The organism is Brachyspira suanatina (assembly GCF_001049755.1).
Taxonomy (GTDB): domain Bacteria; phylum Spirochaetota; class Brachyspiria; order Brachyspirales; family Brachyspiraceae; genus Brachyspira; species Brachyspira suanatina.
In genome coordinates this window covers 1,169,727-1,190,029 of record NZ_CVLB01000001.1, presented here as the reverse complement: position 1 = coordinate 1,190,029, position 20,303 = coordinate 1,169,727, and the positions used below count along the sequence as shown (strand labels likewise).

15 protein-coding genes are annotated in these 20,303 nt (G+C 27.4%); 7 read left to right on the top strand and 8 right to left on the bottom strand.

The window, feature by feature from the left end; all coding sequences use genetic code 11:
* Window positions 1-8: 8 nt before the first annotated feature.
* Window positions 9-2,549, bottom strand: a complete 2,541-nt coding sequence (locus BRSU_RS05235; RefSeq protein WP_048594231.1) for a helicase C-terminal domain-containing protein — start codon at window positions 2,547-2,549, stop codon at window positions 9-11.
* A gap of 215 nt (window positions 2,550-2,764) precedes the next feature.
* Between BRSU_RS05235 and gyrB the strand changes: the two genes are divergently transcribed.
* The 3 genes from gyrB (at window position 2,765) to BRSU_RS05220 (ending at window position 6,068) form a co-directional block, all read left to right on the top strand.
* Window positions 2,765-4,675, top strand: a complete 1,911-nt coding sequence (gyrB, locus tag BRSU_RS05230) for a DNA topoisomerase (ATP-hydrolyzing) subunit B (RefSeq protein ID WP_048594230.1) — start codon at window positions 2,765-2,767, stop codon at window positions 4,673-4,675.
* Between the two features lie 92 nt (window positions 4,676-4,767).
* Window positions 4,768-5,739, top strand: a complete 972-nt coding sequence (locus tag BRSU_RS05225; protein WP_048594229.1) for an NAD(P)-binding domain-containing protein — start codon at window positions 4,768-4,770, stop codon at window positions 5,737-5,739.
* 26 nt (window positions 5,740-5,765) lie between these two features.
* Window positions 5,766-6,068, top strand: coding sequence for a PTS sugar transporter subunit IIB (locus tag BRSU_RS05220; RefSeq protein WP_048594228.1), 303 nt, complete (start codon window positions 5,766-5,768; stop codon window positions 6,066-6,068).
* Between the two features lie 64 nt (window positions 6,069-6,132).
* On the opposite strand, the gene BRSU_RS05215 is transcribed toward BRSU_RS05220, so the two are convergent.
* From BRSU_RS05215 to BRSU_RS05200, 4 genes are all read right to left on the bottom strand, one after another.
* On the bottom strand, window positions 6,133-7,032 hold the full coding sequence (locus tag BRSU_RS05215; protein ID WP_048594227.1) for an ABC transporter substrate-binding protein: 900 nt from the start codon (window positions 7,030-7,032) through the stop codon (window positions 6,133-6,135).
* Between the two features lie 22 nt (window positions 7,033-7,054).
* The gene (nadD, locus tag BRSU_RS05210; RefSeq protein WP_048594226.1) at window positions 7,055-7,636 is read right to left on the bottom strand and encodes a nicotinate (nicotinamide) nucleotide adenylyltransferase; all 582 of its coding nucleotides are present in this window, start codon (window positions 7,634-7,636) and stop codon (window positions 7,055-7,057) included.
* A gap of 160 nt (window positions 7,637-7,796) precedes the next feature.
* Window positions 7,797-9,647: a bifunctional metallophosphatase/5'-nucleotidase gene (locus tag BRSU_RS05205; RefSeq protein ID WP_048594225.1), complete on the bottom strand. Its 1,851-nt coding sequence runs from the start codon at window positions 9,645-9,647 to the stop codon at window positions 7,797-7,799.
* 74 nt (window positions 9,648-9,721) lie between these two features.
* The gene (locus tag BRSU_RS05200; RefSeq protein ID WP_048594224.1) at window positions 9,722-10,078 is read right to left on the bottom strand and encodes a hypothetical protein; all 357 of its coding nucleotides are present in this window, start codon (window positions 10,076-10,078) and stop codon (window positions 9,722-9,724) included.
* Window positions 10,079-10,272: 194 nt separating this feature from the next.
* Here BRSU_RS05200 and pepF point away from each other — a divergent pair, with 194 nt between their 5' ends.
* The 4 genes from pepF to BRSU_RS05180 all read left to right on the top strand — a co-directional run bounded on the left by pepF (window position 10,273) and on the right by BRSU_RS05180 (window position 14,385).
* Complete coding sequence (gene pepF / locus BRSU_RS05195) at window positions 10,273-12,093, top strand: oligoendopeptidase F (RefSeq protein WP_048594223.1); 1,821 nt, start codon at window positions 10,273-10,275, stop codon at window positions 12,091-12,093.
* Between the two features lie 105 nt (window positions 12,094-12,198).
* Entirely contained in the window at window positions 12,199-13,518 is a 1,320-nt protein-coding gene (locus BRSU_RS05190; RefSeq protein ID WP_048594222.1) for a PDDEXK-like family protein, read from the top strand.
* Window positions 13,519-13,534: 16 nt separating this feature from the next.
* Window positions 13,535-14,113 (top strand): hypothetical protein, encoded by a 579-nt coding sequence (locus tag BRSU_RS05185; RefSeq protein WP_048594221.1) that lies wholly within the window; start codon window positions 13,535-13,537, stop codon window positions 14,111-14,113.
* 68 nt (window positions 14,114-14,181) lie between these two features.
* Window positions 14,182-14,385 (top strand): TM2 domain-containing protein, encoded by a 204-nt coding sequence (locus BRSU_RS05180; RefSeq protein WP_048594220.1) that lies wholly within the window; start codon window positions 14,182-14,184, stop codon window positions 14,383-14,385.
* 66 nt (window positions 14,386-14,451) lie between these two features.
* On the opposite strand, the gene thrB is transcribed toward BRSU_RS05180, so the two are convergent.
* From thrB to BRSU_RS05165, 3 genes are all read right to left on the bottom strand, one after another.
* Window positions 14,452-15,396, bottom strand: coding sequence for a homoserine kinase (gene thrB, locus BRSU_RS05175; RefSeq protein ID WP_048594219.1), 945 nt, complete (start codon window positions 15,394-15,396; stop codon window positions 14,452-14,454).
* Window positions 15,393-16,448 carry a threonine synthase gene (thrC, locus tag BRSU_RS05170; RefSeq protein ID WP_048594218.1) on the bottom strand — a complete coding sequence of 352 codons (1,056 nt, stop codon included), beginning with the start codon at window positions 16,446-16,448 and terminating at the stop codon, window positions 15,393-15,395. Before thrC ends, thrB begins: the two co-directional genes overlap by 4 nt.
* Window positions 16,449-16,699: 251 nt before the next feature.
* Window positions 16,700-20,287 (bottom strand): DNA translocase FtsK, encoded by a 3,588-nt coding sequence (locus tag BRSU_RS05165; protein ID WP_048594217.1) that lies wholly within the window; start codon window positions 20,285-20,287, stop codon window positions 16,700-16,702.
* Window positions 20,288-20,303 lie beyond the last annotated feature (16 nt).

The window sequence follows — 20,303 nt, the reverse complement described above, 5'->3', positions numbered from 1 at the left end:
TTAGTATATTAATAATCAAAAAAATTATTCATATCATTGAAAATTTCTCTCATACTTCCTCTTAAAATTTTGGCATTAGGAAGAGATTGAATGAATTGAGAGCCATAAGTTTTTGTATAAAGTCTTTTATCGAGAACAAATACAACTCCCCTATCATCTTTGCTTCTTATAAGACGTCCGAATCCCTGTTTGAACTTTATAACTGCAAAAGGCAGAGCATAATCTAAAAATGCATTTCCTCCATTTTCTTCTATATATCTGTATCTTCCCTCACTTATAGGATCGGTTGGTACAGCAAAAGGCAGTTTTGGTATTATAACAACTTCCAAATTCTTTCCTGCAACATCAACTCCTTCCCAAAATGAATCAACTCCGTAAAGTACATTGTTTGAAGATGCTTTGAACATATCAAGCAAAGTATGTCTATGTATTGAAGCAGTTTGGGCTAGGGCATTTATATTTTTACTTTTCAATTTTTCTGATGTGTTTTCATATACATTCATAAGTGATGCAAAAGAAGTGAAAAGTATAAAAGCTCTTCCTCCTGTTATATTGCATACCTGAAGCAATACTTTTGAAGTGAAGTCATTAAATGTATCCGCAGCTACATCAGGCATATCTGTTGCTATATAGAGTCTTGCATTATCCTCATAATTAAACGGCGATTCTAAATATATTTCTATTTTTTTATTTTTTTCTATAAAATCAAATCCCAATCTATTTGAGAAGAAATTAAAACTCTTTGAAACTGTTAAAGTAGCAGAGTACATTGCCACAGTATCAAATCTTGAATATAAGAAGTCATTTAAATTCTTTGCTACAGTTACAGGAGTTAAATGCCAATTAAGAATGAGATTTCCTTTCTTGGTGAGTCTTGTTTCCACCCATCTTATATATTCATCTTTTTTATAATCTATAGTTGAGTTTAATGATACTAATTGTCTTTTAAGTCTTTCTAAATAAGCATTGGACATTTGGGCTATTTCTTCATAATCAAAATCTTTTTCAATAGCAATATCAAAAAACTTTTTATATAATTTATCGCATATATTAACTAGAGAAGTCATTGAAAGCACCATTTCTCTTAATGGTTTTAATCCTTCATTCTGCCAATGCTGAGTCATAACAAGTTCAGGGCTTATTCTAAATTTATAACCTAATCCTTCTTTAGTCTGAATGTTTTTATGACAATATGTTATGAATTCTTTTGATTTATCTTCAACAACATTTCTTACCCTTGAAGTGAGATCATGTGCTTTATTTATCAAATCAAGTATTTCATCATATTCATGCTTTTCAATTAATGCTCTTTTTTCATTAAGCATATTATTAATACTTTCTATAACCCCAAGTCTTTTATTTTTCTTTATTCTTGAAAGATAGAAAAGTGCTTTTAAAATTCCGTTTTTACTTCCCTCATCTCCGAAATAGCTTGATGCTGAATTCTCAAAATTATGTGCCTCATCTATTAAAACTTTTGTATATCTTGGAAGGAGGCTGTATCTTCCTGCTGTTTCTGCATAAAGGGATAAATCAGCACAAAGTATATGATGATTAACTATCAATAATTGTGCGGCATTTAACTGCTTACGCATCTTATAAAAATAACAATCTTCTAAATATTCGCATTTTCTATGAGTGCATGTATCAGTATCGCAGCAAACCATTTCCCATAATTCACCTTTAGGTTTATATCCTAAATCTGTTATAGAACCGTCTTTGGTTATATTAAGCCAATGATCTATATCCTCAAAGAAATTTATCTGCTCTTCAAAATCAAATTTATCATGATCATTTAAACCTTCTTTAACTTTTTTTATGCATACATAATTATTTCGCCCCTTAACCAAAGCATATTTTACACTAGGAGCAATTCCTCCTATAATAGAAGGTATATCCTTTGAAATAATTTGTTCCTGAAGATTTATTGTATTAGTAGAAATTACTATTCTAGTTTTATTTTCTTTTAGCCATAATAAAGCCGGTATTAAATATGCAAAAGATTTTCCAATTCCTGTTCCTGCTTCAGATATTAAATGTTTATTATTATTGAATGCTTCTATGGTAGCCTCAACAAGCTCAGTTTGTTCCTGTCTGTATTCGTACTTTTTTAATAATTGGCTTAAAGTACCATTTTCTGTAAACATATATAAAGCTTCAGGAGCATCTATAGTTTTTACATTCTCAGATTTTATAGGCTTTACAACCTCATAATAATCTTCAACATCATTATTAACTATATAAAAACCTACCCCTGCATTGTTTCCAAGTTCACTTGCTATTGCTAAGTCAGCTCTTGAAGGAGTAAGCTGTCCGGAAGGGTGATTATGAATAACAGCATCAAATTCTAATGATAATGATATTATAGCAGGCACAGAATCTTTATTTCCTCTAGCCATTACCTCTATATAATCTAATATACCATAAGCATTAAAATTTATTCCGAAATATACTTCATTTCCATAGGCATCCACTATAGCCTTTCTCATATAATTAATTGCATCTATGGAAAATACATTGTCTATTTCTTTTGCATAATTATTACTCATATTAGTATAATAATATAGTATATATTGAAATCTTTGTCAATTATTTAATTTTATATTTAAAATTACAAATATAAAAAAATTAATATTTTATCAAAAAGTTAGAATATTCTAATTTTTTGATAAAAATACTGTAATTTTGATTTGTAATATTTAGTCATTCATTGTATAATATATACATTAAAATTTGAAAATAAAATAAGAGGAAAATTACAAATATGGCTGCAGAAAAAACATATAGCTCGAAGAATATTCAAGTTTTAGAAGGACTAGACCCTGTTAGAAAACGTCCTGGTATGTATATTGGTTCTACAGGTGCTCAAGGTTTGCATCACTTAGTATATGAGGTTGTAGACAATAGTATAGATGAAGCTATGGCAGGATATTGTAAGAATATAACTGTTACTATAAAGAAAGGCAATATAATACAAGTTGAAGATGACGGAAGAGGTATTCCTGTTGATATGCATCCGAAACTTAAAATTTCTGCTTTAGAAGTTGTTATGACTAAACTGCATGCAGGCGGTAAATTCGATAATGAAACATATAAAGTATCAGGCGGTTTGCATGGTGTAGGTGTATCCGTTGTTAATGCTTTAAGTACAGAGCTTATTGCTGAAGTTAATAAAGATGGTAAATTATACAGACAAGTTTATCATAGAGGTATTCCGGAAGAGCCTGTTAAAGAGGTAGGAACAAGCAAAAAAACCGGAACTACTGTAACATTTAAAGCTGATGATGAGATATTTGAAACAACAGTATATGACTATAAAATATTAGCTAACAGACTTAGAGAATTAGCTTTCTTAAATAGAGGAATAAGAATCACTCTTATAGATGAAAGAGAAGCAGAAGTTGTAAGCAATGAATTTTATTATGAGGGCGGAATAGAAATGTTCATAACACACCTCAATGAAAATAAAAAAGCATTGCATGACAAGCCTATATACCTTCATAAAAATGAAGACAAAACAGATGTAGAAGTTGCTATGCAATATGTTGATGCTTATAATGAAAATATATTCACATATTGTAACAATATTAATACTACTGAAGGCGGTACTCATTTAGTTGGATTCAGAACTGCTTTAACTAGAGTTTATACTGATTTTGCTAAAAAGCTGGAATTGGATAAAAAAAATAAAATAACATTTATGGGTGAAGATACAAGAGAAGGTTTAGTTGCTGTAGTATCTGTAAAAATACCTAATCCTCAATTTGAAGGACAGACAAAAACTAAATTAGGTAATACAGAAGTAAGAGCAGTAACAGAAAAACTTGTAGTTGAAGGATTAAATGATTATTTCTCACAAAACCCTAAAGTTATAAAAGCTATATTAGAAAAAATAATATCTGCGGCACAGGCTAGAGAAGCTGCTAGAAAAGCAAGAGATTTAGCTAGAAGAAAAAATGCATTAGAAAGCGACTCATTACCTGGAAAATTGGCTGACTGTTCAGAACAGGAAGTAGATAAATGCGAAGTATATCTTGTAGAGGGAGACTCTGCAGGCGGTACTGCTAAAGGCGGAAGAGACAGACATTTCCAAGCTATTTTACCGCTTAGAGGTAAAGTATTGAATGTTGAAAAAGCAAGACTTGATAAAATTATAGATAATGAAAGTTTAAAACCTATAATAGCAGCATTAGGATGCGGTGTAGGTGCTTCATTTGATATATCAAAAATAAGATACGGCAGAGTTATAATAATGGCAGATGCTGATATTGACGGCTCGCATATAAGAACTTTGCTTTTAACATTCTTCTTTAGATATATGCGTCCTTTAATAGATTTAGGACATATATTTATAGCTGTTCCGCCATTGTACAAAATAAGTTTCGACAAGAAAAATTTTGTTTATGCTTATTCTGATGAGCAAAGAGATAAAATATTAGCTGAAAATAAAGATAAAAAATATGATATACAAAGATACAAAGGTTTGGGTGAAATGAATGCTGACCAATTATGGGAAACTACCATGAATCCTGAAACTAGACTTATGTATCAAGTATTAACAGAAGATGCTGAAAAAGCAGATCAGTTATTCTCTATGCTTATGGGTGATGAAGTTAAGCCTAGAAGAGATTTTATTGAATCTAATGCAAGATATGTTAAAAATTTAGACGTTTAATTATATCTTCATAATTCCATATTTGTATTTTTCTTAAATATCTTTATTTCAAATATAGGTTAATTGTATACTTTAAAAAAAGGAGACAAATTATGGATAATAAATATGATTTAATTATTGTTGGAGGTGGACCTGGAGGAATTGCTGCTTCAGTTGAGGCTGCCATATTAGAAATGAAAAAAGTTCTTTTAATAGAAAAAGGTGATAATCACTCTACTACTATTAGAAAATTTTATAAAGATGATAAAAGAGTTGATAAAGATTATAAAGGCGAGGCTTTAGATCTAAAAGGAAATATCAAATTCGAAACTGCAACTAAAGGCGATGTATTAGACTTATTCAGTGAATGTCTATTCGGAAACTATATAGAGGCTATGTTTAATACAGAAGTTGAATCTATTAAAAAAAATGGTGAATATTTAGAGGTAAATACTTCCGATAATAAACAATATTTAGCAAAATATGTTATAGCTTCTATTGGTAAAATGGGCAGACCTAATAAACCTGATTATGCTATACCTGCTAGTTTAAACAATGTAGTAAATTTCAATATTTACAAATGTAAAGAAAATGAAAAAGTATTAGTTGTAGGCGGAGGAAATTCAGCTGTTGAATATGCCTACTTGTTAGGAAAAGATAATAATGTTACAATAAATTATAGAAAAGCTGAGTTTACAAGACCAAATGAAAAGAATTTGGAGACTATTAAAGAAGATATAGCAAGCGGAAAAGTAAAAGCAAAACTTGGAATTGATATAACTTCAATAGAAGATAAAGAAGGAAAAGTATTAGTACATTATACTGATGGTACAGAAGATACTTATGACAGAGTAATATATGCTTTAGGAGGAGTTGCTCCTGTAGATTTCTTAAAGAGATGTAATATACAATTAGATGAACATGGCGTACCTATGGTTAATGAAAATCATGAGAGCTCAGTTCAAAATTTATTTATAGCAGGAGATATATTATATAAATCAGGAGGATCTATTGCTAAAGCATTAAATGCTGGATTTGACATAGTTAAACATATACATGAGTTAATGAAAAAATCCGGTAATTAATATTTAATATATTTAAGGAGTTAATTATGTTAAAAGTATTAGTAGTTTGTGCAAATGGAACAGGTACTAGTTTAATGATGAAAGAAAAGGCTCAAATGGCTTTGATAAAATTAGGAATAGAAAATCTATCAATTGACCATTGCGATATGAATCATTGTAAAACAGGAGATTATGATTTAATTTTCTGCCCTACCAACTTCATTGATGATTTCAAACATACTGAAAAAAAAGGTACTAAATTAATTGGTATAAAAAATATATTATCTGAAGAAGAGTTTAAACAAAAACTTGAATCTTCCGGATATTTAGACGAACTAAAACATAAATAATTATTAAAATATGCTGCATAATTCAAATTAATTTATATTTTTAATTGAATTATGCAGCAATATATTATTTTTCTATATAATAGAATTCATTTGAAGGTATTCTATTTCCTATTAATTTCTTATCAAAATTATATAAAAAATTATAATAACTATTCAAAGCAAATTTCATCTTTTCACCTGTATAAAAAGTTAATCCCATTCTATTCATACCATAAACAGCAGCTTTGGCATTAATTATCATAGATGAATCTTTTATTAAAGTCTCTATTTCATTTTTATTATTTATTATATAATCTGTTGAGTTTTTATATTCTTTTAAAACTTCCTGAACTAATGCTCTATTATGATTAATAAAAGTATTTTTTGCGATGAGTACTGCTACAGGATAATTTTCAATATACTTAGACATTTCAACTACTATATGGACATCTTTATTTTCAAGCATTGCAGAAGATACAAAAGGTTCAGGCAATATTGCAATATCGGCATTTTTTGATGCTACTGCTTTTGCCAAATCAGGATTACTCAAAGAATAATTAATGTTAACTTTAGGCAGATTTTCTTTTGATATTAAATATTGAAGCATTAAATCTGGAGCTGCCAATTTAGTACCGCAATATACAGTTTTATTTTTTATATCATTTATAGTTTGTATTTTTGGATTAGCTGATACTATAAAAAGCTTAGTTTCTGATATCACAGCAATAACTTTATAATCTAATTGTCTGTTAAAAATTATAGCTGCCATATTAGCAGGAATTGCCGCTATGTCAGCCTCCCCTTTTACTATTAATGAAAGCATATTATTAGGAGCATTTACAAAATGAATATTTACTCCTTTATAATCTTTCATCATTTTTAAACCGCCTATTCCTGTAGGGCCGCTAAGAAGATACATTTCCTGAGAATAAAGACTGCCTATAAAAACAAAAAGTATTATCAATATTAATTTTATATTTTTCATTTTATTTGTCCTATATTAAATTTTATAAATATAATTTTTTTGATACTATATAATCATAAACTTTTTCTTTCACAAAATATCTGAATCCTTTTTTTTCTTTTATTCTATTTCTTATAAGGCTTGATGATATATCTATACGAGGAGCCATTATTACTTTAATATTATATTTATCAATATTTTCTTTATACAGATTTTTATCTTCTTCCCTATTTACAACAGTTATATTAGATATTTCAGCTATTTTTTCAGGTTCTCTCCATTTATCAAAATCTTTTACTAAGTCTGCTCCGATTATAAGTCCTATTTTTCCTTCAATATCATAATTTTTATATAGATAATTTAATGTATTAATAGTATATGAAACTCCGTCATTATTAAGTTCGTATTCATCTAATAAAAATCTTCCATCATTTTCTATTGAAAGTTTAAGCATATTGAGCCTATCCTCATTTGATACCTCACCACTAATATTTTTATGGGGGGGAATTTTTGCCGGTATAAAAATTACTTTATCATAATCACAGTTTGTTATAACAGTATCAGCTAATATTAAATGTCCTAAATGAGGAGGATCGAAAGTACCTCCTAAAATAGCTATTCTCATAATTTATAAAACCTATATTTAATTTTATCCTGTATTTTAATATTTAGATTAATAATTTGCAATAATAATTTTTATAATAAAATTAAATAAAAAAGCCTGTTTAATTATTCAAACAGGCTTTTTTATATGTTATATAAAAATTTTATTCAATTATATTCTATTAATTGTCAGGATATAAAAGTTTATAATCTTTTTGTTTTCCAGCCTGAACATAGTTTTCAGGAACAACTTTCCAATTATTAAGTTTTTCTACTGTTATAGGGCCATTTTGTTCTTCAAACCAATTTATTATATAGTATCTTAAATCTTTATCAGTAGATTTCAATACTAAATCCATATTCTGTAATGTATTTAAATCTATACCAGCACCTTGAGTAAGATGTCCGCCGCCGCCGCTTCCTCTGTAAGAGTTAATAGCTACTTTATATTCTTTATCCAATTCAAAAGGACTTCCATCTGAAAGAGATTCTATTATAACTTTCTCGCCATTAGGCTTTGTTACATCAACAGTATAATTTAACCCAGCAACACTTTCATAATTATATGAAGGTGTTACAGTGTCATAAGAATTATATCTGTTATTAAATATTAATTCTCCATTAGCATCCTTCTTAAAAGCTATTAGATGATCATTAATATTATTCATAGTGTTAAACCATCTTCCGTAAGAATATTCCATAGCATCTTTTATTTGTTTTCCTGTTAATGTCATCACATAAAAGAAATTCTCATAAGGATATAAATTGAACATATCTTTTACTTTTATTATACCATTATTCAAAACAGCATCTTTACTTAAAGGAGCTGCAAAAGAAATATCAGCCTTTTCACCTAGTTCTCTTTCTGCTATTGTAAATTGTAATTTATGTATTAAACTTAAAAAATAACTATCTCCGAATATAGCTTCATCCGAAACTAATTTAGTATTTAAATTACCTATATCTCTGCTAACCCATTTTTCTATATTAACTCTTGCATCAGCAAACTTTTCTAAAAATTCTTTATCTGCTTCAAATTCTGAAACATCTAATAAATTTCCATTAAATTTTATATCCCAAGCTTTATTATCTTTATTATAAATCATAGAAACATCAATAGAAGCTATATATCTTGCTGCATTAACTCCTCCATATATAGGTACTATTTTTCCGCTAGGACTTTTAACTTCTTTAGTTTTTTGTTTTGAAGTTTCATCATAACCTAATCCGCTCCAGCCTTGATGATCATGTCCTACAAGTATAATATCAAAACCATCAACCTGCTCAGCTACTAATTGACTTGCATTTTCATTTTTATATGTTTCTTTATCATCTGTATGATTAGCTCCGGCATGGAATAAACCTATAACCATATCAGGATTTTCTTTATCTTTTATAACTTTAATCCATTTTTTAGCAGATTCCACCATATCTTCAGTAGCTAAACCTTCATATAAAACTTTTGGAAGCTGTCTGTCTATTGCAGGCTCTATAAGTCCAAGTACAGCTATTTTTACACCATTCTTTTCTACTATAGAATAAGGTTTAAAATAAGGCTCTTTAGTTTTTTCATCTATTAGATTGGCTGCTAATAAAGGAGCTTTTAATTCTTTTGCAAGTTTATCATAAACGCTATGTCCAGCCTCAACATCATGGTTTCCAACTCCTATAACATCATAATCCATATAGTTCAAAACTTCTGACCATATATGAGGTTCATTTGTTGCTACGAAATTATAATAGTAAACTGTAGGCTGTCCTTGTAAAGAATCTCCATTTTCTAATAATAAAACAGTTTTACCTTCATTTTTCAATTGCTTTAAATAGGAATATACATGAGCCATAGAAGTATCTTCTTCTTCATCTGTTATAAAATTATATGGAAAAATCATTCCATGGATATCGGTTGTCTGAACTATTGTAAAATTAACTTCCCCTTCCGGATAAACTCTTTCTTTATTGTTAGAACTGCAAGATACATTTGTTAATAATGCTGACAAAAAAATACCCATTATTATATAACCTCTTCTCATATATTGCCTCCAATATTTACTTATATCTCATTATAATATATAACAAATTAAAATAAATACGGAAATATACAAAATCACTCTATTTTCAAAACTTTTTTTACTACATCTATATTAGCTATTATAAAATTAATAGAATTAAATATATAATATAATGTAAAAGCAAGGAATATTACAAAAACACTTCTTTTAATGGTTGTTCTTGTTTTACTATCTTTATCTTCTGTCCAAAATAAATCTATTATATCTTTCTTTTTCTTTTTCTTTAAAGATTTATTTTTTTTATTGTCTTTATTGTTTTCTTCCTGTTTTTCAGGCAATAATCTAAAAATCAAAGATAATATGATATATATAATACAAGCCAATATGACAAAATTGAATATCAAATAAAAAGTCATTATCTGCTCAATGTCGTTTAAATTAAAATTTTCCATTAAATACAATTCTCCTATATTATTAATATAACAATTATATATTTAAATTTTACAATTAATTATTTATTTTTTACAATAATTGATAATAATAAAATATAATTATTTTTTATTTTGTAAAAAACTATATTATGTTATAATTTACAAATACTAATAAAAAATGTTTTTATAAAAAAATATTAAGGAGTAAATATCATATGAGTAATGAAAATAAATTAAATACTTTAATAGAAAGAAAAGATGTGAAAATAGAAGATACTTGGGATTTAACTTTACTATATAAAAATGATGATGAATTTGAAAAAGATTTTAAATCAATGGAAGATTTTTCAAAAGAAGCAGCAAAGTTCAAAGGTAATCTTTCAAAATCAGCATCTGAATTAAAAAATATATTAGACTCTATAATGAATGCATCTATTATATTAGATAAATTAGGTTCTTATGCTTTTCTAAAACAAACAGAAGATTTAACTAACAATGATTCAAATATAAAAATAGCAAGATTTTCAAAATTAGCTTCTGAATTTTCTGCTAATTTAAGTTATTTTGATCCTGAATTAATGAGCATTGATGATGAAAAAATGAATAGTTTTTTAAAGGATGAGGTACTAAAAGATTATTTAATTTATTTAAGAAATATACTAAAATACAAACCGCATACATTATCAGAAAAAGAGGAAAGAATATTAGCATTGCAGGGAGAATTAGCTTCAACTGCTTCAAATATATTTGATACTTTGAATGATGCTGATTTGAATTTCGGAGAATTAGAACATAACGGGGAGAAAACAACATTAACTCATGCTACATTCTCAAGTTTTCAGGAAAGCCAAGACAGAGAATTAAGAAAAAACAGCTATAATCAATTCTATAAAGAATATGATAAGCATAAAAATACATTTGCGGAACTTTATGCAAGCCAAATCAAGCAGGATATATTTGATGCTAGAATAAGAAATTACAATAGTGTACGTGAAATGGAATTATTCGGTGATGATATACCAGTAAGCGTTTATGACAGTTTAATTGAAAGCGTACATAATGCATTACCTGCTTTGCATAGCTACTATGAATACTGTGCTGGCAAATTAGGAATTACTGATTTCAGACAATATGATAAATATGCACCAGTAGTTAAAGACGTAAAAATACATCATACATTTGATGAAGCTATAACAGTTTTAAGCAAAGCATTATCACCTCTTGGAGAAGAATATGTATCAACTCTTACAAATGGACTTAATTCAAGATGGGTTGATAAATATGAAAATAAAGGTAAGACAAGCGGAGCATTCTCTGCAGGATGCTATACATCAGAACCTTATATATTAATGAACTTCAGAGATGAAAGCGTTGAATCAGTATTCACATTAGCACATGAGGCAGGACATAGTATGCATAGCTATTACAGCAGAAAAAATAATCCTTTCCAGCATCATGATTATAGTATATTTGAAGCTGAAGTAGCATCTACTTTCAATGAAAAACTTTTATTTAATTATTTTATGCAAAATGAAAGCAAAAAAGAAGTGAAAGCATTTTTACTTAATAAAGATATAAACGGCTTTGTTGCTACAGTATTCAGACAAACTATGTTCGCAGAGTTTGAGCATATTATTCATAAAGAAGCTGAAGAAGGAAATCCAACAACATTAGAACTTATAAGAACAGTTTATAAAGATTTACTTAAAAAATATTTCGGAGATAAAGCTGTACTTGAGGAAACAAGCGATTTAGAGGCTTTGAGAATACCTCATTTCTACCGTTCGTTCTATGTTTATAAATATGCTACTGGTATGTCTGCTGCTGTTGCTTTATCTAATGGAGTACTTGAAGGTAATGCTAAAGGTGACTACACAAACAGAGATAATTATTTAAAATTCTTAAAGAGCGGAGGAAGCAGAACACCTATAGAAAATCTAAAAGTTGCTGGTGTTGATATGACTAAGCCTGAAGTTGTAGAAAGTGCTTTGAAATTATTTGCTAAAGAAGTTGAAGAATTAAAATCATTAAATTGATTTAATTAATTATTAATTTTTTAAGGCTGGCATTTTTTATATGCCAGCATTTTATTTTATTGACAATATAATATAATACATATAAAAGCTAATACGGATAATATAATGTTAAAAACTATAATCGAAAAATTCCAAGAAGATGAAAAAATAAAAACAAAATTACTCAAACATATAATATCAAAAAAAGAATCAATATTTGAAGAACTTATTAATAATCCTCCTTACATAAATATATTTAATTTAATTTTAATAGAAGAACAAGAAAAATTTAACTCTCAAATGTTATATGATATATTGAAAGTAAATATTGACAAAAATATTGATGTGGATAATATAAAATTAAATTTTGCCAAACTGTTTATAGAATTTTTATTTAATAAACATAATGTAGAATATAAAAATGATATGTTAGACGGAGGTAAAATTGAAGTAAAAAAAGAATTTCAAACACAAAAGAATAAATTTATAGATTTGCTTATATGGGATAATAAAAAAAGTTATGCTGTAATAATAGAAAATAAAATTAACAGCGGAGATAATGGTGAAAATCAAATTGCTGATTATTATAATGATATAAAAAGTAGAAAGATAAAAAATATATATGTAGTTTATTTAACTAGATATGGATACGAACCATCTGAAAATAGTTTAAATAATGAATTAAAAAAAGAAATAGGTAATAATCTTTTTTGTATACCTCATAGTTTTATAGCTTCATGGCTTAAAAATCTTTTAGAAAATGATATGTTTATTAAATTAATAGAAAAAGATAAATACTATAAAGTATTAGAATCTGCTATGATTCAATTTATTCAAAATGAAAATTATTTATCTGGAATCAAGCCTAACAATAAAGCAATTAATAAAATTCTTCTCAATGATGAAAAGCTCAATGAATTATATAAAAGTATAGAAGAGACTGCAAAATATGATGAATATATAGATATATATAATAATGCAAAAGATATTATAAGTGATAAAATAAGAGATAAAAAATTAGAGATATTAAAAAGCAGAAAAGAGGAAGATGTTAAATTCACGATATCATTGCAAAAAAAAATATTAAATCAATATAATGAAAAAATAGAAAAAACAGATGAAGACACTATATATGAACATTTATTATATAATACAGAATATCATTGTAATTGTAGATACTTTGAAAAAATTAATACTAAATTGTATATATTAAATACTAATGATAATATAAAATTATGTCTATATACAAATGATGAAAATAATAAACAAAAATTATTAAAATTAGAAAATGAAATATCAAAAACACTTAATAAAGTTATAGATCATAAGAAAAAACTTTTATATTCAAAAAATATAGAATTCAATGATGAAACTTTTGATAAAAAATTAGAAGAAATCTATAAAGATTATACTGAATTATATAATTTACTTGTTAGAAGAAGATAATTTTAAGGAGATTAAAATGACAAGAAATGAAATACTAAAAATAATAGATGAAGAAATAATAAACGAAGATGAGAATATAGATATTGATAAGTTAGATGAATATTTGCAATTATTTAATAGTGTGGTAGAGGTTTTAAACATAAAAAAAATTGAATTAAAATTTAAAAATGAATTTCTTTTTATAGAAAATATTAAGAATATAATGAATAAAAATAATGATTTTGTATGTGTGGAAAAAGAAAGTATAATAAATGATATAATTAATCAAAATTGGTGTCATAGTATTTATAAACATTATGAAAAATTTGGGGGGCTATATAATATTTTAGAAGTTGGATACAATAATGAGGGTCAGTGGTTATTATTTGGTATTTATTATGATAATTCAGATGAAACACTTATCAATAAAATAAAAAATAATAAATTTAGAAAAAAACTAATAGAAGAATTTCCTAATTTAGATTTAGAAGAAGAAAAATATAAACCATATTTATATTATTGGTATATAGATGCTGAAAGATGTAATGATAATGATTATATAAAAGAAATTGCTGATAATATTTTAAAATTAGATGATATTTTAAGCAATTTATAATATAAAATAGTTTTATTTTTTATAATTTAATATATACTAAAGTTATAAATAATTTTTAAGGAGAACATATGGAAGTTTCAGATAGAAGTTGGGTTGTTACATTGCTTTTTGCAATATTCCTACCTGTTCATAGATTCTATGTAGGAAAAATAGGAACAGGTATATTATACTGGCTCACTGCAGGCGGTTTGGGTATATGGTACATTATAGATATTGTAATGATACTATTAGACCAATTTACTGATAAACAAGGAAGAAAATTAAGAAAATAATTAAATAAAAAAGGTTAGTATTTTATAGTACTAACCTTTTTTAATATTCAATAAATAATTAAAAATCTATTTTATTATAACACCTTTTTGAGGTATATTCAACACTTTTATCTCACAGTTTATTTTCTTTTTATTGAAACTGCTTTTCATAGTTTCAGAAACTTTTTTAATTATCTTTTCATCGTTCTTAACAAGAGAAAGTATTGAAGAACCTGCTCCGCTTATTGTAACAGAATAGGCACCAGCAGCTTTAGTATTCTTAAATAACTCTTTAAGCCCCGGTATGAATTTAGATCTGTAATCCTGATGAAGTTTATCATCTGTAGCAACCTCAAGTAATTCTAATCTATTTGAGGATAATGCAGAAGTAAGAAGTGCAGCCCTTGAAATATTAAATATAGCATCTTTAAAACTTATTTCTTTAGGCAAAGCATTTCTTGCAGTTTCAGTACTCAAATAAAAATTAGGAATAGCAACTACAGCCTTTAAATCTTTAGGTGGTTTTATTTTTACATATTTGAAATCTTCATCTTTACGAACTACACCAGATATAATACCTCCCAATATTGCAGGTGATACATTATCAGGGTGCCCTTCAAGCTGAACTGACATATTTAATATATCATCTTCAATTGAAAGCTTATTTCCAAGTATGTAATTAGCAGAAAGAAGACCTCCTATTATAGCGGCAGAACTGCTTCCCAGTCCGCGTGAAAGAGGTATTCTATTTATACATTTTATTATATATCCTTTATCAGGCTTTGACTTTAATCTTTTATATACTAATTTCATAGCATCGAGTATCATATTATTGTCTTTTGATATTTCACTTTCACCCTCTCCGCTTATTTCAAATTCTATTTTTTTGGAATTGTCATTTGAATATATATGTATTTCATTATACAAATCTAAAGCAAGCCCTACACTATCAAACCCAGAACCAATATTCGCAGATGTAGCAGGTATTTTAAAAGTTACAAGTTTTTTATTGTCAGATTTATTCATTATCATATTCCTATAGCTTTTCTTATTTCTTCTATATTGTTATCAACTTTTATAGGTTCATTGCAGATTTTGATTGCATTATCAGGGTCTTTAAGTCCGTTTCCTGTTAATACAGAAACTACAGTATCGCCTTTATTTATTTTTCCAGCTTTACGGCTCTTTATTATACCAGCAAGAGAAGCAGCAGAAGCAGGCTCAGCAAATACACCTTCTTCTACTGTAAGCATTTTATAAGCCTCTAATATCTCATCATCAGTAACAGAGTCAATAAATCCTTCTGATTCATTAGCAGCATTAACAGCAAGTTTCCAACTAGCAGGATTTCCTATTTTTATAGCAGTAGCTAATGTTTGAGGATTTTCTATTATTTTATTTTGTACTATAGCAGCAGAACCTTCAGCCTCAAACCCTATCATTTTTGGAAGATTATTTATTTTTCCATTTTCTTTATATTCTTTAAAACCCATCCAATATGCAGATATATTTCCGGCATTTCCAACAGGTATAGCTAAATAATCAGGAGCCTTTCCTAAAACATCGCAAATTTCAAATGCAGAAGTTTTTTGTCCCTGAAGTCTGAAAGGATTGATAGAGTTTACCAAAGTAATAGGATATTTATTAGTAATATCAACAACAGCCTTTAGAGCCTCGTCAAAATTTCCTTTAATAGCTATAACTTTAGCGCCATACATTAAAGCCTGAGCCAATTTACCCAAAGCAATATTTCCGTCAGGTATAACAACTATACAATCTATACCGCTTCTAGCAGCATAAGCAGCAGCAGATGCAGAAGTATTTCCTGTAGAAGCACACATTATAGCTTTAGTATCTCTGCCTTCAAGTGCCTTAGCAACAGCCATAACCATACCTCTGTCTTTAAAAGAACCAGTAGGATTGAGTCCGTCATATTTCAAATATAATTCTATGTCTAAATCCCTTCCTATTCTTTCAGCTTTAATTAAAGGGGTGTTTCCTTCATGCAAGGTTATCAATGGGGTTTTATTTGTAATAGGTAAATATTTTCTGTATTCTCTTAAAAGTCCTTTCCAAGATTTCATAGTTTTATCCTTTTTAATTTAATTAAAAATTATCTTTGATAGTATTTAATATAGAATATAATATAAATCATAATTTTTCAAGTTATTAATTAACATAATAATAATAAATTTATTAAATAATTATTTAATAAAAAAACAAGAGAATTAATATTTTTTAATTCTCCTGTTTTTAAGATAGGTATAAACATATATATAAATATTTGATAGCTTCTAATTAATTTAATTAATATTTATAATTATTATATAAATAATTATTCATCTAAAGTTATTAAAACCTCCCTAGGCTTACTGCCGTTTTCTGGCCCTACTATACCTTGACGCTCCATTATCTCTACTATTCTTGCTGCTCTGTTATATCCTATTTTCAAACGTCTTTGTAAGAATGAAGCACTGGCTTTACCTGTTCTAGCAACCAACTGAACTGCATCCTCCCAAAGCTCTTCATCAAGTATATCTTCCTCATCTGTATTTTTATCATCAGCATCACTGCCCTCTAAAGCAGCAATTAAACTCTCATCAAACATAGGAGACATCTGACCAGATAGATAATCAACAACCTTTTTAACTTCATTATCAGAAACAAAAGCTCCCTGAACTCTATCAGGCATTTGACTTCCAGAAGCACAGAATAAAGCATCTCCTTTACCCAATAACTGTTCAGCACCGGACATATCGATTATAATTCTTGAGTTAGTTTTGTTAGGTACTTGGAATGCTATTCTAGTTGGAAGATTAGCCTTTATAACTCCTGTAACGACATCAGCAGAAGGTCTTTGGGTAGCTATTATTAAATGTATACCAACAGCCCTACTCATACCAGCCAAACGTGATATTAAATCTTCTACCTCTTTTGAAGCAACAACCATTAAGTTATGAAGCTCATCTATTACAAGCACTATATATGGGAATAACTCTAAAGGCTCTCCATTAAATTCTGTTTCACCCTCTTTAAGTAATTGTCTTACCTTCTCATTATAAGTTTTAACATTTCTAACGAAGAATCTTTCCATTCTCTCGTATCTCTTTTCCATTATATCTACAATGTATCTTAATACTATAGTAGCTTTCTTTTCATCTGAAACTACAGGAGACATCAAATGAGGTATGCCGTTATAAATAGAAAGCTCTACTCTCTTTTTATCAACGAATATAAATTTAAGCTCATCAGGTCTAAACTTATATAAAAGTGAAAGTATTATTGTGGATAAGCATACACTCTTACCAGAACCTGTAGTACCGGCAACTAATAAGTGAGGAGCCTCTGACATATCTGATACAACATTATTACCATAAATACCTTTTCCAAGTACGAATGGTATATCGAGTTTTGATTGTCTGAAATCGGTACTCTCTAAAACATCTCTTAAATAAACGGCACTTCTCACTTTATTAGGTATCTCTATCCCTATAACAGAACGTCCAGGTATAGGAGCAATTATTCTTACACTTTCAGATGCTAATGCCAAAGCAATATTATCAGTAAGATTTGATATCTTTGAAACTCTTATTCCTGATGCAATTTCAAGTTCATATCTAGTAATAACAGGGCCTCTTGATACTCCTGTAACTTTTGCCTCAATATTAAAGTCTAATAAAGTATGCTCAAGCTGCATTGCTGTTTGTTTAATAGACTCCATCATAGCACCATCATTTACAGGTATTGATCTATTTAATAAATCAAAAGGCGGATGCTTATAATGCTTATCAACATATTTAGTATCAAAATTGGACTGTATACGGTCTGTATCTAAATTTTTAATTGATTTAGTACCTAAAACTGATTTCATAGGCTTTAATGTATCAACTGTTTTTTGAGATTCTATATTTATAAATCCTGCTTCCTCCTGAGGTGCATTATTTATATGAGTTTCATTATTATCTATTTTTTTATCAGTTTCATTTATTTCTTCTGATTCTTTTAATATAGGAGTATCAATTATACTATTATGATTTTCTATATTATCATTTTCTAAAGCATTATTCAAATTATTATTAGATTCTAATAAATTTTCATTATTAATATTATTTTCAGTATTTACACTTCTAGTTTTTAATCTTATATCTTCTATATTAGAATCTGCAATATTAGAATCAGCATTATAAAGCTCTTCTTCGTCTAAATCAAATTCATCTATCTTACTATCAGTATAATTATTATGATGATTATTATAATTTGGTATATGATCAGCTCTGTTATATTCTCTTTTTGAGGCATATCCCATACCAAATTCAAATGCTTCTTTTTTCTTCTTACTGCTGTTTATACTATTTCCAACATTATTTGAAGTTAAAACATATTCTTTTTTTTCTTCTTCTTTTTTAGTTTCTACAATGTTATCAATATTATTATGGACTTCATAAACTTCATTAGATTGAATTTCTTTATTTCTTTTATTCTCTTCAACTAATCTCTGAAGCTTCTCAAAACTATCTTCTTCTTCAACATTTTCAATAACATTTGTTTCTTCTTCTTTGTTTATATTAGAATAATCATACATATAATTATCATAGCTTTCTACACTGTTGGCTCTTTTATATTGATCTTCAACATTATATTTGGCATAATTATCAAATGAATCATCATAAGCAGCCCTTTTGAAATCTGACTTTTTTAAATAGTTAATATTATAATCAAGTCCTTCAAATTCCTGATAATAATCATTGCTTTCTATTTCTTCTAATTCTTCATTTTTTTTTTTATTTATGAAATCATTATAATAATTTCTATAAAACTCATCTTCCATTTCCATACTACTTTTACGGCTTGGATTATTTCTATTAGCTTTTTCTTTTCCGAAAACAACTTCAGCCAAAGTAAGTCCCAAATCTTCTTCTCTGTTCTCCAATGCATTTACATTTATTCCGCCGTTAAAATGCATATTTTTTAATTCATTTGTAATATTTTCAGTTTCTTTACTGAATGAATCAGTTTTAGTAAAGAAGTTATTAGAAGAGTTATTTTTTCTCAATAAATTTTCTCTGTATTTTTTTTCATCAAAACTATAATCATTATTTTCTACTTTCTCTATAAATGGTATAGTTTTGAATTCTAATTCTGAAATCTCTTTAGTATCAAATAAAGGCAGATAATCTCTAGAATATGTTTTTTCTTTATTATCTGTCTGAAGAGAAGTTTCAGTATTTTTCATTGATTTTATTTCTAAATCTTTTATTCCATTAACTACTTTTTGTTCTATATCTTTTATTTTATCAAAATCAACATTTCTAACCATATCTCTGAAATAATTAACCAAATCCATTATAGAAACTTTAGCAAATATAATAGCAGTTATTACAAGTCCGGAAATTACTATCATAATAGCACCAGTCTTTCCAAATATAGATACTAAAGAACCTCCTATAAACTCGCCTAACATACCGCCTTTATTATAAAAATCTAAACTTCCTAAGAATATATTTAATAGTATGCTAAGAAGTATCATCAATATAGAAGATGATAATGCAGATACTAATATTCTTTCTGTAGAGTTTCTCAATATGATGTTAACTCCGGCATATATAAAAAATGCAGGTATTACATAGGAAGCAAAACCAAATGCTAAAAATGAATAGCTTGATATATAAGCTCCGAATATACCTAATAAATTTTTAATTTCACCGCTAGAATTTAAATCTTCCATATTCATACTAAAATATGAAAGAAGAAGTATACCGGCAAATAAAAGACATAAAAAGCCCATTATATCAAAAAAAGGATTTCTATTTTCATATTCTTCTTGAACATAATCATCAAAATTTTGATTATCTAATTTCTGTTCAAATTTCTTTTGTTCTGCTCTTTTTTGTATTGTTAATTTTCTTTTAAATAATCCCATCATAATAAAACTCCAATAC